Source organism: Paenibacillus sp. ATY16 (genome assembly GCF_003399985.2).
GTDB classification, from domain to species: Bacteria; Bacillota; Bacilli; order Paenibacillales; family Paenibacillaceae; genus Pristimantibacillus; species Pristimantibacillus glycanilyticus.
The window spans coordinates 249,438-264,630 of record NZ_NMOK02000014.1 but is presented as its reverse complement, the minus strand read 5'-3'; the positions used below and the strand labels follow the sequence as shown (position 1 = coordinate 264,630).

Sequence of the window (15,193 nt, the reverse complement as noted above, 5' to 3'; positions counted from 1 at the left end):
CTAACCTCTCTTATCAGCCCTTCGCCGCAAGGAACGCGGAAGCCTGCGTTTCCAGCTCGGTTTTCACTTTGTCGACGCCCGCTGCCTTCATCTTGGAATTCAGCGAATCGATTTGCTTGTCGACATCCTTCACGGCCCCGATCGCAAGCGGCATGAAGTATTGCGTGGAGACGTTTTTCAGATTCGCAATCTCGGTCTTCACATTGTCCGTATTAAACGTGAAGCCCAGATACGGGATCGGCTGCAGGAAGTCCTTGATCTTGTTGTTCAGCTCGATGTAGGAATCCGTCCAGCTTGCGCTTGGCTTGAAATAATCCTTGTCGACGAACCAGAAGCCCGCCGCATCCGGCGGATACGTATTGTCGGCAGCGGTTACGCCGTCCGGCAAAGCCAGCTTGTCGTCCGCCGTAAGCACGTAGTTCTTGCCTTCGATTCCGTAGTAAGCATTAAATACGTAATCCTGATTCTCCATGATAAGATCAAGTGCTTCCATCGCGCGTTCAGGATGCTTGGAGTTGGCAGCGATCGCCACACCGTTGTTCAGCCAGCTGTTGGATGGCGCATGGCCTGTCGGAGACAGTACCGGCATAATGTAGGTGTCGATGTTCTTGTCTTGGCAAGACGACAGGGTAGCTTGAATATCGATGGAGTTGCCGAACGCTACGCCGGATTTCCCGTCGCAGAAGTTATCCTTCGAGCGGATCTTGTTGGAATATGGATTCTTGTTCACATACCCCGCATCGTACCACTGCTTCATAATGCCGGCTGCATATTTGAACGCGCCTTGAACCGGCTCGTCGGTTATGCTCAGGATTTTACCGGTTGCGTCCTCCTGATCGGTATAGTTGCCCACACCGGACGGGTCGCCGGAATCAAGCGGAGCGCCGGCGTAAGCGAACTTCTCTTGAACCAAAGCGCCAAACGGTGCCGGCAGGTCATATTGGGAGTCCAGATTCAGCGGAATCATGTTCGGGTAGTCTTTCTTAATCTCGGCAAAATAAGGCCCCAGCTCGGAGATCTTTGTCGGATTCGTCAAACCCGCTTTCTCCATAACGTCCTTGCGGAGCACGATAACGCCAACCTTGCGGTCCGGAGTTGTAGTCGGGATCATGTATTGTTTGCCGTTTACTTGCGCGGCTTTGTAGGCAGCCGGGTCTTGCTTCGCCGCATACTTCGGCATGTACTTCTGGAACATATCCTGCGTCAGTTCCTTGAAGGAGCCTTTATTGGCTTCAGGCACATAGAAGTTCCAGTCCGCCGTGAACACGAAGTCGACGTCTTCACCGGAAGCCAGAATAAGCGGGTATTTCGCGGCGATATCCCCCCAGCCGATATAGTTGATCTCAAGCGTTGCGTTGATGTCCTTCTTCAGCTTTTCGTTAAGAGCTGCCATGACGTCGGGCATGCCCTTTGGCGCTTCGCCCAGCAAATACCCGACCAGCTTCACTTCTTCCGAGTGATCATTGCCGGTATCTGAGGCCGCCGTTTCCTTGCTGTCCTCTGCCGGCGAAGCTGCAGCCGAAGGCTCTTCAGAGGCCTTGGACGATGCCTGCGTATGATTGGTATTATTGCTGTTGCTGCTGCAGGCGGCCAGCAAAAGCGCGATCATCGCGATCAGGGCCAGCATCGTAAACGGGCTTTTTGTTTTTCTTATCAAAATAAATCCCTCCCCTTATAATGGCCAAGCAAATAAAGCATCTATATAAATTCCAAGTCCAGCGGAATCTATATCATCCCTTAACGGCGCCAATCGTTACGCCGCTGACGAAATACTTCTGCGCAAACGGGAAGACGAGCAGAATAGGTCCCGTTGCAATCACGGTCATCGCCAGCTTAAAGGTCTCCTTCGGAGCATCCAAGCTTGTCACATGCTGCGCCATAGCGGAGGACAGATTGATGGAGGACAGCATTTTATAGAGCAGATATTGCAGCGGAATGAACGAGTCCTTCGTCGTAAACATCATCGCCGTCCACCAGTCATTCCAGTAAGCCAATGCGGTAAACACCCCAATCGAAGCAAGCGCGGGCTTGCTGAGCGGCAGAACCATCTGCAGGAAAATTCGCATTTCGCCCGCTCCGTCAATCCTCGCCGATTCGATCAGCGGCTCGGGAACGGAGCTTTTTATAAAGCTGCGAAGAATAAGAATGTACATCACGTTGAACATCGGACCCAGAATCAGCACCGCGTAAGTGTTCGTCAGATGCAGGTTGCGGCTGAGCCAAATATAGTAAGGAGCAAGTCCGCCGTTAAACAGCGTGGTGAAGAAAAGGAAGAAGGCCAGCTTATTGCGGTGCTTCAGTTCTTTTCTCCCCAGCACGTAGGCCGCCATCGTTGAGATGAACAGCGACAATACCGTACCCACCACCGTCACGATAATCGATACCTTGTAGGCCGAGAGCACATCGTTCGGATACCGGAAAATATACTTAAACGCTTCAAGGGATACCTCGCGCGGCCAGAACCAGTACCCGTCCGCAAGCACGGAGCTCTCAGAGGAGAATGCGCCTGCCAGAAGAACGATAAAGGGCAGCAGACATAGAAGAGCAATGATGGATACGACCGTATAAGAGATCGTTGTAAAAAGCGGAGCGGAATTCAGCTTCCGGCTGGAAGTTGGACTGCTCATCGTAACACCTGCTTTCTCGCGTAAGTGGAATAGGAAGCTTGCGGTTAGAACAGCGCCTGTTCTCTGTCATACCGGCGCACCAGCCAATTGGCGGTCAGAATAATAATGAGGGTCAGCACCGACTGATACAGCCCGACCGAAGAGGCCATGCCGAAATCGGCTGATCCCATTAAGGACCTGAAGGCCAGCGTATCGATAATATCCGTCGCGTCCATCAGCAGACCGTTGTTGCCGATCAGCTGATAGAACATATCGAACTCGCCTCTCATAATCCGCCCGAGTCCCAGCAGCAGCAAAATAATCATCGTTGGCTTGAGCAGCGGCAAGGTAATTCTCGTAATCCGTTGAAGCCGGGTTGCCCCGTCAATCGTGGCTGCCTCGTAAATCTCCTGGTCGATGCCTACAATAGCGGCCAGATACAGGATGCTGCCGTAGCCTACCCATTTCCACACATACAAGAAAGGAAGCAGGAAGTACCAATAGCTGGTGTTCGAATAAATATCAAGCGCCTGCACGTCCACGTAATGAAGAAGCTTGTTTACGATACCGTACTCGTAATTGAGGAAGTTATAGACAAAGGCCGACACCGTTACCCAGGAAATAAAATACGGGAGGAACATCAGCGTCTGACTGAGCTTCTTGAACGATTTGCGCCGGATCTCCGACAGGAATACGGCAGCAACAATGGAGAACAAGGTGTAGCACCCCAGGAACATCACGTTGTACACCATCGTATTGCGGGTAACAAGCCATGCTTTGCCCGAAGCGAAGAAATAATGGAAATTGTCAAAGCCCACCCATTCGCTCAGGAACATGCCGCCTTTCCTGGAATAAGATTCGAAGGCCATCACGACGCCGCCCATCGGGATGTAAGCGAATACGACAAAGTAAACGGCAACCGGTAAAAACATCAGATACAACAGCCAATTCTTTCGAATATCCTTCATGCGAGCAACCTCCGTAACATTCTCTCCAGCTATCTCTATCTGTTTCTATGTTATCGAATGCGGCTATGGCCTCACACGGGGTAAACCTACGATCATCTTTGAAAACCTATGAACGAAAAAAAGCCCGCCCGGCGTTCGCATACCCCGGACGGGCTTCTTCATTCTATCGATTAGCGGCTGGCGATATATTCCGCCGCCTGCTTCTGCACCTCTGCCTTCACCTTATTAATCCCTGCTTTCTTCAAATGCTGCACCAGGGTAACGAAGGCCGCCTCCACATCACTAACCGCACCGATATAGATCGGCTGCGCATATTGCGTCGAGACGCTTTTAAGATTGGCAATCTCCGATTTCACCTGATCGGAATTAAATAGGAACCCTACCAGAGGCGTTGGCTCCAGCAGCGGCTCAATCCGGTCCTGCAGCTCTTTATACGACTCGGTCGAATTGGCAACGGGCTTAAACAGGTTCTTGTTTACAAACCAGAAGCCAGCGGCATCGGGAGGATACGTATTGGACTCGGAGGTTACGCCTTCCGGCAGGCCAACCGTACCATCAGGCGTAATCGTGTAGTTAACCCCTTTGATCCCGTAATAAGCCAAATAGGCGTACGAAGGATCCTCCATAATCAAATCAAGCGCCTCCAGCGTCCGTTCCGGATTTTTGGAGGAGGCGGCAATCGCTACCCCGTTGTTCAGCCAGCTGGATTCCGCAGCCTTCCCTGACGGATACAGCATCGGGAACGGATAGACGTCTATCCCCTGCTCCTTGCAGGACATAAAGACATTCATCATGTCGATGGAATTGCCGAAAGCGATGCCCGATTTACCGTTGCAGAAATTATCCTTGGAACGGATGTTGTTGGCGTAAGGATTTTTGTTAATGTAGCCCTTGTCATACCAGTCCTTCATGATATACGCGGCTTCCTTCTGCCAGCCCAGAATCGGTTCTTCCGCCATACTGTACATCACGGCCGCGGGGTCCTCCATATCCGCCGTTATGCCTTGAGCCAGAGGGTCGCCCGAATCAAACGGAGCCGTAAACCAGGCGAACTTCTCCAGCATGAGATAAGCAAACGGAGTTGGAAGATCGTATTGGGAGTCCAGATTAAGCGGAATCATGCCCGGATAGTCGCGTTTAATCTCCGCCAGGTACGGCTCGATCTCCGAGAACTTCGTAATCTGCGTCATGCCGGCCTTCTCCATTACGTCCTTGCGGAATAAGGCCACATTCACCTTCCGGTCGGGAGAGGACGTCGGAACCATATAAGGCGTCCCGTTCACATCGGCTGCGCGAAGCGCTTCCGGCGCCATCGCCGCCATATGCCGCGGCATATATTGCTCCAGCATGGATTGGCTAAGCGGATAAAATGCTCCCTTGGTCGCCTCCGCCACATAGAAGTTCCAATCTGCCGCAAATATAAAATCCACGTCTTGGCCGCTCGCCATAACAAGCGGATACTTGGACGCGACATCATTCCATCCGATATAATTCAGCTCAATCGTTGCGTTAATGTCCTTCTTCAGCTTGTCGTTAATCGCCTGAAGCACTTGCGGCATCCCCTTTGGCGCCTCGCCAATCAGATAACCGATAAGCTTTACTTCCTTCTCATGGCCGGAACCAGCTGCAGCAACATCCTGCTTATCTGCATTCCCGGAACAGGCGGTTAATCCCAGCACGATTAACATGCACAGCAGAGCCGCACCCAGCCATAGCCGCCCTCTTATTCTCCGTCTCATTGCGCTCTCCCCCGTTCATCCAGTCTTCGTTCAGGCAGCCGCAGCAAGACGCGCGTTCCTTGACCCTCCGAGCTGTCGAACTTCAGTCCATACTGAAGACCGTAGGACAGCTGCAGACGTTCCTCGATATTGCGGACGCCGTAGCCGCCACGCTCGCCTTCTCCCGAAGGAGCCTGCAGAATGGCGCTCAGCTGCTCCGCATTCATCCCTACGCCGTCATCGCATACTTCGATGAGCAGATCTCCCTTGTCCGTCCAGGCGGAAATCCGGATTTCGCCTTCTTCGCTGTCCTTCTCCATAATGCCGTGCAGAATCGCGTTCTCGACAAGCGGCTGAAGCAATATTTTCGGCAACCGGCAGTCGTACAGATCCCTTGACACTTCAAATTCCAGACGGACGCTGTCGCCAAAGCGCATGTTCTGAATCCGCACATACGCCTCGATATGCTTCAGCTCGCTCTCAAGCGAGACATACTCCTGGCCGTTCGACAAGCTTAGCTTATAAAAAACGGCCAGTTCGTCCACAACCCGCTTGATGTCATTCGCGTTAGACTCTATCGCCATCGCATTAATCAGATCCAGCGTATTGTACAGGAAGTGAGGATTAATCTGCGCCTGCAGAGCTTTCAGCTCCTTGTTCTTCACCTCTCGCCCAAGCGACGACTTTTCTTCGATTAAACCCGAGATATTCTGGACCATCGTGTTGAAGTTATGCGTCAGCTCGCCAATCTCGTCATCGCTTGCCGGAAGAGGTGCCAGCTGGAAATGGCCATGCTTTACCTTCCTGACATGGATAATAAGCCTTCTTATCCTCTTTGTTGCCGATGCAGCGACAAAGAAAGAGAAAGGCAGCATAAACGGTACGACAATCAGGAAAATCGATATGATCCGGTTCCTCGCCTTCACGCTGGATTGCAAAATATCGGTATACGGCACGACAAGCGCAACCTTCATGTCGGTATGGGGAATCGCCTGCACCCCAAGCAGATGCCGGCTTCCGTCAATCGGATAATTATTGTTGTAGTAATTGTCTACCTCGTCGGAATGACGATAAAGGGCGCTGACTTCCATTGCGAGCTCATTCGAATAAATAAACCGGTCGGACTTGCCTAACAGCTCGCCTTCGTCGTTGAACAGAAAAGCCGCCGCATGAGGCGTCAGAATCGCATGGTTAAGCACCGAATCCATGGCGGCGGGCTTTACGCGCGCGCGTACAATGCCGTCGAACCGCTGAATGTCATGCTCATTCGGAATTTTACGCAATACCGTTAATTCCCGGCTGTCGGCATTGGAATCAACCGCTGTCGAAGGAAGCCAGGCTACAAAGGCTTTGGCCGAAGCAAATCGGGCGTACCAGGGCTCCGCCTCAACTTTCTTCATATCGAGAAAATCGGCATTTTCCGTAGCGCCCGCAAGCCCTTGTCTCATATAAATCTGAATGGAATCAATGTCGTCATTATAACGGAATTGATTGATAAGCCTCGACAGCTGCAGCGAAGCCATATGCCACACGTCAATATCCTCATACGGCTTGGAATCGGCATTAACCGCCGTCTGCACAAGCTCGTTGAAGGCGATAAAATTAAGAACCTCCGTAATCGCTTCTGATTTGTATTCGAGATAAGCCTTCGTCTCGTCCAGCATTTTGCGCGAAGCATAAATCGCCGCTTCCTTATTCTCCTGCTGCGTCGTGCTGATATGAATAAACAAGAGGAGCAGGAAAGGGATCATGATCACCAGCACGTAAGTCGCAAACAGCTTGTAACGGATGCTGAAGAAGAAAGGCCGCTTCAATCTTCTTCTCATCGGACGGCACGCTCCCTGAATTCGGAAGGGGTACAGCCCGCGTTCCGTTTGAAGAAGGTGGTGAAGTAATTCGCATCGGTCATGCCGATCAGGAGCGCTACCTCGATCATTTTTACATTCTGGTCGCAGAGCAGCTCCTTCGCCTTGTTCATTCTTGTATCCGTAATGTATTCCTTGATCGTCTGACAGCTATGCTTCTTGAAATAAGCGCATAGATAAGTCTCGCTTAACTGTACATGATCGGCTATGGCGCGGATCGTGAAGCCTTTCTCATGGAAATGGGCATGGATATAACGGTGAATCTCCCTCATCTTTCCGCTCCCCGCTCCTGCCTCATCCTCGCTAGGCTCAGCCATTGCCTCCAGGAACGATATCACATATTGCTCCAAATCTCCGAGACATGGAATACGGTCGATTTCCTTCCACATGTACCTCCGTTCGGTATCCTTCGATCCCTCCGCCAGCCCAAGCTGGATAGCCGTTTCCATAATCGCGATGAGGAATTGGAAATACGTATCTTTTAATCGCATAATATCGAGATCGATCTGCTTCCGGACATAAGCCGTCCATTCCCGAACGATTCGTTTGGCTTCCTCCACATGGCCTTTGCGGAGCTGATCGCGCATCAGCCGCACTTCTTCCCAGTTCGTTGCGACGGGAGCATGCGACGCAAGCACGTCCGAGAAGACGGGCTTTGATCCGTTGCCGTAATATTGATAGGCGCAAGCCAGGGAAGCCAAACGATAGGATTCCGGGATCTCCCGATAGGAGGCTGCCGGCTGCCCGATTCCAATCCGAAGGTCGATGGCCGGTCCCGCAATCTCGCGGAGCCCGGCAAAAATCTCCTCTATCTTCTCTCTGCCTTCCCGGTAGGAGCTTCCGTACTCGCCGGGCAGAATAAGCACCAGATGATGGCTCGAGTCAAACCCGGCAAGCGCTTTCATATCATAAAAGCAGTCACGGCTAGAGATCGCTTCCAGTATGCGCAACTGCGTCACGCCGGGATCCTCCGGCAAATCAAGCGGACTCCAGTAAAGGCTGGAGACGGCTACCGTATAGGAACCTTCACTTGGAAGCAGGAACGTCTCCCGGCTGCCCAATGCCGGAACGACATGCGGAGAGTCCGGATTCGATACCAGCCTGCGGACCATTTCCTGTCTAAGATAAGGCAAGCTATGGTCAAAGCCCTCCTGCAGCTTGCGCTCTTCCTCCTTGCGCTTCCGCTCCTCCTTGCGTTGCCGGATGGCCGCCTCCACCACGTCGCGCACTTCGTTCAAATTCACGGGCTTTTCGATATACGTAAACACCTTAAGCTGAATCGCGGACTTGAGGTACTCCTTATCGGAGAAGCCGCTGAGGAAAATAATCGGGCAATCGGGATCCGCATTCCTGTACGCGGTTGCGAATTCGATTCCGGTCATCTTAGGCATCCTTATATCGCAAAGTATAATATCCGGCTTCCGTTCCATCGCAAGATCCAGCGCTTGAAGTCCGTTGCGTGCCGTCTCTACCTCGTCGATTCCTACCGTGTCCCACGGAATATAGTTTTTCAACAATTCTCTTGTCCGGGTCTCGTCGTCAATAATTAATAACTTCAAGAGAATCCCTCCTGAATGGCGATGTGTATGGGCTTGCTGCAGACACGACTTTCGTCTTTCCATTATAGAAGGTAGTCTACAGCCTGCATACGGGAAAAACCTACGATTACCTTTGATTATTGAAGCCGTTCACTTCTGCCGTACATTTTTAATAGAGACACAAAAAGCAGCAAGCCCAGGAAAAGCTTCCCTGACTTGCTGCCCACTGTGGTTACGATTAGTTTTTGACCAGCGACCAATCGTCTACTCTGACCCAATTGCCCGCGTTAGCTACCGAATATAGACCAATCTGCGCCTTGCCGCTTGTCACCTGGATATTAGGGATCGTGATTTGCGTCCAGCTGCTAATAGAGGTGTTGACAGCCGCATCCAGCTCCGAGCCTCCATAGTTCTTCACGTAAATTTGCGCCGTGGATTGCCCGCCGCTGCTCTTCACCCATACTTTCAAGGTATACGTTCCATTCGGAAGACCGGTTATATTCTGGTACCGGCTTGCGCTGTAGGCCGCTGCTGCGTATTGATTGCCCGACCATCTTCCCGAATGCGCGCCGCCTTCAATATTCGAGTTAGGGTCCGCGGTCGTGTTAAACCACGTACTCCAGCCCGCCAGATCGATCTGCGATACCCGGTCGGCCTCATAGCTTGGATTCATGACATAGTTATTGCCGCTTCCTACGCTCCACGTTCCCGCTGCCGCATCCAGATTGAACTGGCTGAGCGAATTCAGCGTAGGAGTCGTTCCGCTGAAAGAGATCGGCATCCATTGGTTATAGCCGATGCCGTTGCCCGCGAAGTCGCTCCAGCGGTCGCCGCCAAAGAGAATGGTCGTCTGCGAAGTGCCTTGCACGGGAATAAACATCGAGGTCTGGGACACATGCGAGAAGTCGGCATCCGTTCCGTTCATCACAAACTCACTCGAGTAAGTACCGGTAATATTGGTTGAGGTAATGCAATAAGTATGGGAAGCGTTCCAACCGTGCAGGTCGGAGGAGCATAAATAATAGACGCCGTTATACTTGAACATCGCATTCCCCTCGCGGCCGCCTGCGCTGCTGTTATAGACGTTGACTGCCGGTTCCACGTTCAAGTAATCGGATGCCCGAAGCTCGGACACATACAGATGCGATCTGCCGCTGGCGTTGCTGAATACGAGATAAGCCTTCCCGTTGTCGTCGATAAAGGTAGACTGGTCGCCCGACATATTGTTAACGACGTTCGTAATCGTGGACTGCACATGATCAAAGGCGAACGTCCCCGTCGGCGTGCTGCTGGTTGCAAACGCAATCCCGCTGCCTGCCGGTCCCGAATATTGCGTAATCAGGACATATTTCTGCGTATTTGCGTTATACACGACGCCAAGACGACCCAGCCAATCGGCGTCCCAGGTGGAACCGTCCGTTGCCCCCGTAATGACATTGCCCCGGAAGGTCCAGTTCACGAGGTCCGTAGACGAATAACAGGTGACAGCCGCAAAGCTGGTGTCGCTGTTCTTGGACGTCGGATTATTATAGTAGGTCACCGCTCCGTTATATTTGACGCCATACCAGTAATACGTGCTGCCAACCTTTAAAATATTGCCGCCTTGCGAGTAGATGGGATTGACCGAGGTGTCCTTCCAGAATACGTCATTGTTGATTGTCTGGCTTGCCGCGTGCGCCGTCTGCGGCAGAGCAAACGCCAGCACCAGCGCAGCGAACAGAACCAGGCTTTGCATGGCTGACAGCCACTTTAACTGCATCCTCATTTTCAGCATCCTCTCTTTACGGTGTTGGTCCTTAATCCTCCTTCTATTCCTCCTTTCCGCGTTTGTCGTTGTTCATTTTATAGCGCTTACAATAGAAAAAACAGACGAAGAAGTTACGATTATCTTGATTAACCTACGTTTGCAAAAAAGAAGCGGCTCTTATCCGCTTCCTTTCATTGCCTTCTTTATTTCAGCCTGCATATATTCGGCGAGCTCAATGAGTTGTCTCTCATCCCGCTCCGGCAGGTTTCCTTGTCCAATGTAGTCATCCAAGCAGGCCCTTAAAACGGCATGATACTTGCTTGGCAATACCCTTATTCCCCATTCCCCGCCTTCTTGCTTGGAGGACACCTTGCCTTCCCGCAAGTAGAACAAAACCCTGCATAGATTTAAGGAATAATACACCGGTGAATGGGTAATCTCTTTAGATGCTGCGCTTATATCGCCAAGAATAGACTGTATGTAATAGATGCTCTCAACGGGCTCGAATAGTTCCGGGATTGGAACGCCCCATAAAGTCCTGCCCCTGTAATAAATAACCGTAAGATGCGCGGCTAGATCCGGGTCCTCGAATCCTCCGCAAACGTAGCCGGGTTCCGCTTGATAACGCTCGCGATGAGACTCCGAGTAGTGGTATTCGAATGGGGTCGGGTACGCAAACTCCTTTGCGTAAGACTCCAATATTATGCTTAGCTCTATCCCATTGCTGCCGGGCAAGTCATGATCCAGAAGCAAAATATGCCTCGTCATCAGCTGCAGCTCTTCCTTCGAGAGCTTATTCTTTACGACAAGGATGAGGTCGATATCGCTTTTCTGCGGGTTGAAACAGCCCATAGCCAATGAACCGTGCAAATAGATACCTGTTAAATTGTCTGATAATATCGACCGGAAGATGCTAACCGCCTTTTCCAAAAAAGCATCGATATCCGCCATGTCTCCCTTCAAATATACGACCTCCCCCTGAATCTCTCCCCCATTATTATCCAAAATAAAATCCTATGTCTACGGCCAAGATCGCAAACTCCAATATTAAGACATACTTCCTTCAAGATTGAGACAGTCCTTGGGCCTTTTATTTTTATTCAGCTAAACTTATAAAAACCCGTTGGATAATGGTTTATTTGTGATATAATCTCCATAGTTTTTTACCAATAAAGCATTTACACTAACACAGAAATCGGTGATCACATGTTTCAATTCAAGTGGCTTTGGCACAATCTGAATGGTGATCGGGCAAGGTACATAATTGCCCTATGTCTGTCCGTGATTGGCTCATCGCTCACGATTATCAACCCGTACATTGGTCAACGCATCGTCGACACCTTCATCGCAAGCGACAATGCCGTAAAAAACCTGACCGATGAACGATCCCTGCTGATCGGCTTATGCTTTGGCATGATCGGCTTCTCCCTGCTTCGCACGGGGCTGGCTTACTTCACTACCCTGCTTTACGAACGCGCATCTCAGAACATGCTGTTCCGCGTAAGGATCTACCTGTACAACAAAATTCAAGGCCAAGACATGCAGTACTATGACCGTAACCGTACCGGGGATCTGATGACCAAGATGACGGGCGATCTCGAGATGGTGCGCCACTCGCTCGCGTGGATCATCAAGACGATTATCGAGTCTCTTACGATCTTCTTGGCAGCGGTTGTCTACTTCTTCTTTATCGACGTATCGCTTACGCTGTGGCTGCTTATTCTGTCGCCGCCCATCCTAATCGTCGCTTTTATCTTCGCCAGACGCGTACGCCCGATGTATGTGGATCTCCGGGAGCGCCTGTCGCAGCTGAATACAACAACGCAGGAAAATATCGCGGGCAACCGGGTCGTCAAGGCTTTCGCGCGCGAGGAGTTCGAGATTCGGAAGTTCACCGAGAAAAACGTCAATTACTCGACGGCCAACAAGAAGGCCGCCTTGGTATGGCTTGATTATTTCCCTTATCTGGAGACCTTGTCCCAGGCCTTTAACGTTATTCTCATGATTGCGGGCGGCCTGCTCGTGATGGACGGCCGGATTACTTTCGGCGAGTTCTCCGCGTTCTCCGCGCTCATCTGGGGTCTATCCAACCCGATGCGCAACATCGGCATTATTATTAACGATATTCAGCGGTTTTTCGCCAGCCTTACCAAAATCATCGATGTGTACTACGCCCAGCCTCAAATCGTCAATGAGCACAACCCAGTTGTGAAGCACCGCTATAAGGGCAGCATCGAATTCGATAACGTCAGCTTCAAATACGACAGCGCTACGGTACTCGAAAATATCAGCTTTAAAATTGCGCCTGGCGAAACCGTTGCCATCATGGGTGCCACGGGCTCCGGTAAAACAACGCTGATCAATATGATTCCTCGCTTCTACGATGTCACGAAGGGCCGCGTTCTTGTGGACGGCAAGGATGTCCGCAAGCTTGAGCTGGATGAGCTTCGCGGCAATATCGGGGTAGCGACGCAGGACGTCCTGCTCTTCTCCGACACGATTGACGGCAATATCGCTTACGGCAATCCGGATATGCCGGAGGAGGAAGTCACGAAGTTCGCGAAGCTTGCCGCTGCCCATGACTTTATCCGCAAAATGCCGGAAGGCTACGACACGGTCGTTGGCGAACGCGGGGTGGGTCTGTCGGGCGGTCAAAAGCAGCGTATCGCTTTGGCGCGCGCGATGGCCGTGCAGCCTCCGATTCTCATTCTGGACGATACCACCTCGGCCGTCGACAACGAGACGGAAGAGCATATTCAGCGGAGTCTGAAGGAGCTGGAATTCTCCTGCACCAAAATTATTATCGCTCAGCGCGTGTCGACAACGTCGCAAGCCGACCGGATCCTCATTTTGGAGAACGGCCGCGTTATTGAAGAAGGAACTCACGCCGAGCTACTCGCAAAACGCGGGTATTATTACGGAGTATTTATGCTGCAGAACGAAGGCATCGAGAGAGAGGTGACAGCTCATGGCAAGGAATAAATTCGACATCGACGAGAATCTGGAGTCGCCCTTTAACATCAAGCACTTCAAGCGTGCTCTCGTCTATATCAAGCGCCAGAAGAAGCCGATGATTATCGCCTTCGTGCTGAGCGCCTTGTCCGCGGGTATCGCGCTCTCCGCGCCTCTGATCATGCAGCATGTGGTTGACGTTACGATTCCGGCCAAGGATAAAGGCGGACTTGTCTGGCTGTCGCTGTTAATGCTCGGCACCATTGTGGTCAGCGTTATTCTGGCGACGATCCGCTCCCGCATTATGACCCGCGTCGGACAGGATATTATCTTTGATATCCGCTCCGATCTGTTCAAGCACTTGCAGGAGCTGCCGTTCCAATATTACGACGACCGCCCGCAAGGCAAAATTCTGATCCGCGTTGTCAACTACGTCAACTCGGTATCCGATGTGTTGTCCAACGGTATCATCAACTTGATTCTGGAGATTCTCAACCTGATCTTTATCGCGGCGTTTATGTTCGCGGTTGACGCCAGATTGTCGCTTCTTATCCTGGGCGGCCTGCCGATCTTTATCGGCATTATGCTGCTCATTAAGACGAAGCAGCGCCGCGCATGGCAGGCGGTATCGAATAAGAGCTCCAATATGAACGCTTATCTGCAGGAGAGCATCAGCGGCATTCGCGTTACGCAAATCTTTACCCGGGAAAAGCATAACGAGGGCACCTTCACCCGCTTGTCGGAAAACTATCGCAGCGTGTGGATGAGAGCCATGTACTTCAACTTCCTTGTGCCGTTCTCGGTGGATAACCTGACGACGCTCGTAACGACGTCCATTTATTTCGTAGGTCTCCTGGCGTTAAGCCCGGCGGAAGTCACCTTTGGCGTCATACTGGCGATGAGCAGCTATGCGGCGCGCTTCTGGCAGCCGATCCTTAACATTTCCAACTTGTATAACAGCTTTATCAACGCTGTCGCTTATCTGGAACGGATCTTCGAGACGCTGGACGAACCGGTAACGGTAAGCGATGTGCCTAACGCGCGCGAGCTGCCGGCTATCAAAGGCCGGGTTACCTTCGACGACGTGACCTTCGCTTACGATCCTGGCGTCAACGTCCTTCAGAACCTGAAGTTTGACGTAAAGGCCGGCGAAAGCATCGCGCTTGTAGGTCCTACCGGCGCGGGCAAAACAACCGTCGTCAATCTGATCTCTCGCTTCTACAATGTCACCGACGGCAGGATTCTGATCGACGGGAATGACATTGCGGACGTGACGCTCAAGTCGCTGCGCAGCCAGATGGGTATTATGCTTCAGGACAGCTTTATTTTCTCGGGCACGATTATGGACAATATCCGCTACGGCAATCTGGACGCGACGGAAGAAGAAATTATTGCCGCAGCCAAAACCGTATGCGCCGACGATTTCATCCGCGAATTCGAGCATGGCTATATGACCGAGGTGAACGAACGCGGTTCGAAGCTTTCCCAAGGCCAGCGCCAGCTCATCTCGTTCGCCCGCACGCTGCTCGCGAATCCGCGCATCCTCATTCTCGACGAAGCTACTTCGTCGATTGATGCCCAGACCGAGCGCCTGCTGCAGAAGGGTCTGAACGAGTTGCTTAAGGGACGGACTTCGTTTATTATCGCGCACCGTCTGTCCACGGTTAAGAACTGCGACCGGATTATGTACGTAGCCGACAAAGGCATCGCCGAAGCCGGCTCGCATGACGAGCTGATGGCCCAGCGCGGCCGGTACTACAAGCTGTACACGGCTCAGAAGATGGAAGCCATGTAACAAC

General features: G+C 51.8%; 10 protein-coding genes. 2 read left to right on the top strand and 8 right to left on the bottom strand.

What is annotated here, in order from left to right; all coding sequences use genetic code 11:
- Positions 1 to 13 precede the first annotated feature (13 nt).
- From CFI03_RS08110 to CFI03_RS08075, 8 genes are all read right to left on the bottom strand, one after another.
- Positions 14 to 1,657: an ABC transporter substrate-binding protein gene (locus CFI03_RS08110; RefSeq protein ID WP_116394168.1), complete on the bottom strand. Its 1,644-nt coding sequence runs from the start codon at positions 1,655 to 1,657 to the stop codon at positions 14 to 16.
- A 73-nt stretch (positions 1,658 to 1,730) separates the two neighbouring features.
- Positions 1,731 to 2,627: a carbohydrate ABC transporter permease gene (locus tag CFI03_RS08105; protein ID WP_116394167.1), complete on the bottom strand. Its 897-nt coding sequence runs from the start codon at positions 2,625 to 2,627 to the stop codon at positions 1,731 to 1,733.
- Positions 2,628 to 2,671: 44 nt separating this feature from the next.
- Positions 2,672 to 3,574 (bottom strand): ABC transporter permease, encoded by a 903-nt coding sequence (locus CFI03_RS08100; protein WP_116394166.1) that lies wholly within the window; start codon positions 3,572 to 3,574, stop codon positions 2,672 to 2,674.
- 170 nt (positions 3,575 to 3,744) lie between these two features.
- Entirely contained in the window at positions 3,745 to 5,313 is a 1,569-nt protein-coding gene (locus tag CFI03_RS08095; protein ID WP_116394165.1) for an extracellular solute-binding protein, read from the bottom strand.
- The gene (locus CFI03_RS08090; RefSeq protein ID WP_116394164.1) at positions 5,310 to 7,118 is read right to left on the bottom strand and encodes a cache domain-containing sensor histidine kinase; all 1,809 of its coding nucleotides are present in this window, start codon (positions 7,116 to 7,118) and stop codon (positions 5,310 to 5,312) included. The genes CFI03_RS08095 and CFI03_RS08090 overlap by 4 nt, the downstream gene beginning before the upstream one ends.
- Positions 7,115 to 8,716 (bottom strand): response regulator transcription factor, encoded by a 1,602-nt coding sequence (locus CFI03_RS08085; protein WP_116394163.1) that lies wholly within the window; start codon positions 8,714 to 8,716, stop codon positions 7,115 to 7,117. The genes CFI03_RS08090 and CFI03_RS08085 overlap by 4 nt, the downstream gene beginning before the upstream one ends.
- A 217-nt stretch (positions 8,717 to 8,933) precedes the next feature.
- The gene (locus CFI03_RS08080) at positions 8,934 to 10,460 is read right to left on the bottom strand and encodes a family 43 glycosylhydrolase (protein WP_116394237.1); all 1,527 of its coding nucleotides are present in this window, start codon (positions 10,458 to 10,460) and stop codon (positions 8,934 to 8,936) included.
- 159 nt (positions 10,461 to 10,619) lie between these two features.
- Positions 10,620 to 11,405: an aminoglycoside adenylyltransferase domain-containing protein gene (locus CFI03_RS08075; RefSeq protein WP_248756980.1), complete on the bottom strand. Its 786-nt coding sequence runs from the start codon at positions 11,403 to 11,405 to the stop codon at positions 10,620 to 10,622.
- Between the two features lie 243 nt (positions 11,406 to 11,648).
- Between CFI03_RS08075 and CFI03_RS08070 the strand changes: the two genes are divergently transcribed.
- Together CFI03_RS08070 and CFI03_RS08065 are read left to right on the top strand one after the other, a co-directional pair.
- Positions 11,649 to 13,424, top strand: a complete 1,776-nt coding sequence (locus CFI03_RS08070; RefSeq protein ID WP_116394162.1) for an ABC transporter ATP-binding protein — start codon at positions 11,649 to 11,651, stop codon at positions 13,422 to 13,424.
- Positions 13,411 to 15,189: an ABC transporter ATP-binding protein gene (locus CFI03_RS08065; protein WP_116394161.1), complete on the top strand. Its 1,779-nt coding sequence runs from the start codon at positions 13,411 to 13,413 to the stop codon at positions 15,187 to 15,189. Before CFI03_RS08070 ends, CFI03_RS08065 begins: the two co-directional genes overlap by 14 nt.
- The last annotated feature ends 4 nt before the right edge of the window (positions 15,190 to 15,193 follow it).

Coding starts and splice junctions, on each gene's coding strand:
- CFI03_RS08065 (WP_116394161.1), top strand. CDS start 13,411: ATGGCAAGGAATAAATTCGACATCGACGAGAATCTGGAGTCGCCCTTT.
- CFI03_RS08105 (WP_116394167.1), bottom strand. CDS start 2,627: ATGAGCAGTCCAACTTCCAGCCGGAAGCTGAATTCCGCTCCGCTTTTT.
- CFI03_RS08080 (WP_116394237.1), bottom strand. CDS start 10,460: ATGAGGATGCAGTTAAAGTGGCTGTCAGCCATGCAAAGCCTGGTTCTG.
- CFI03_RS08070 (WP_116394162.1), top strand. CDS start 11,649: ATGTTTCAATTCAAGTGGCTTTGGCACAATCTGAATGGTGATCGGGCA.
- CFI03_RS08090 (WP_116394164.1), bottom strand. CDS start 7,118: ATGAGAAGAAGATTGAAGCGGCCTTTCTTCTTCAGCATCCGTTACAAG.
- CFI03_RS08095 (WP_116394165.1), bottom strand. CDS start 5,313: ATGAGACGGAGAATAAGAGGGCGGCTATGGCTGGGTGCGGCTCTGCTG.
- CFI03_RS08100 (WP_116394166.1), bottom strand. CDS start 3,574: ATGAAGGATATTCGAAAGAATTGGCTGTTGTATCTGATGTTTTTACCG.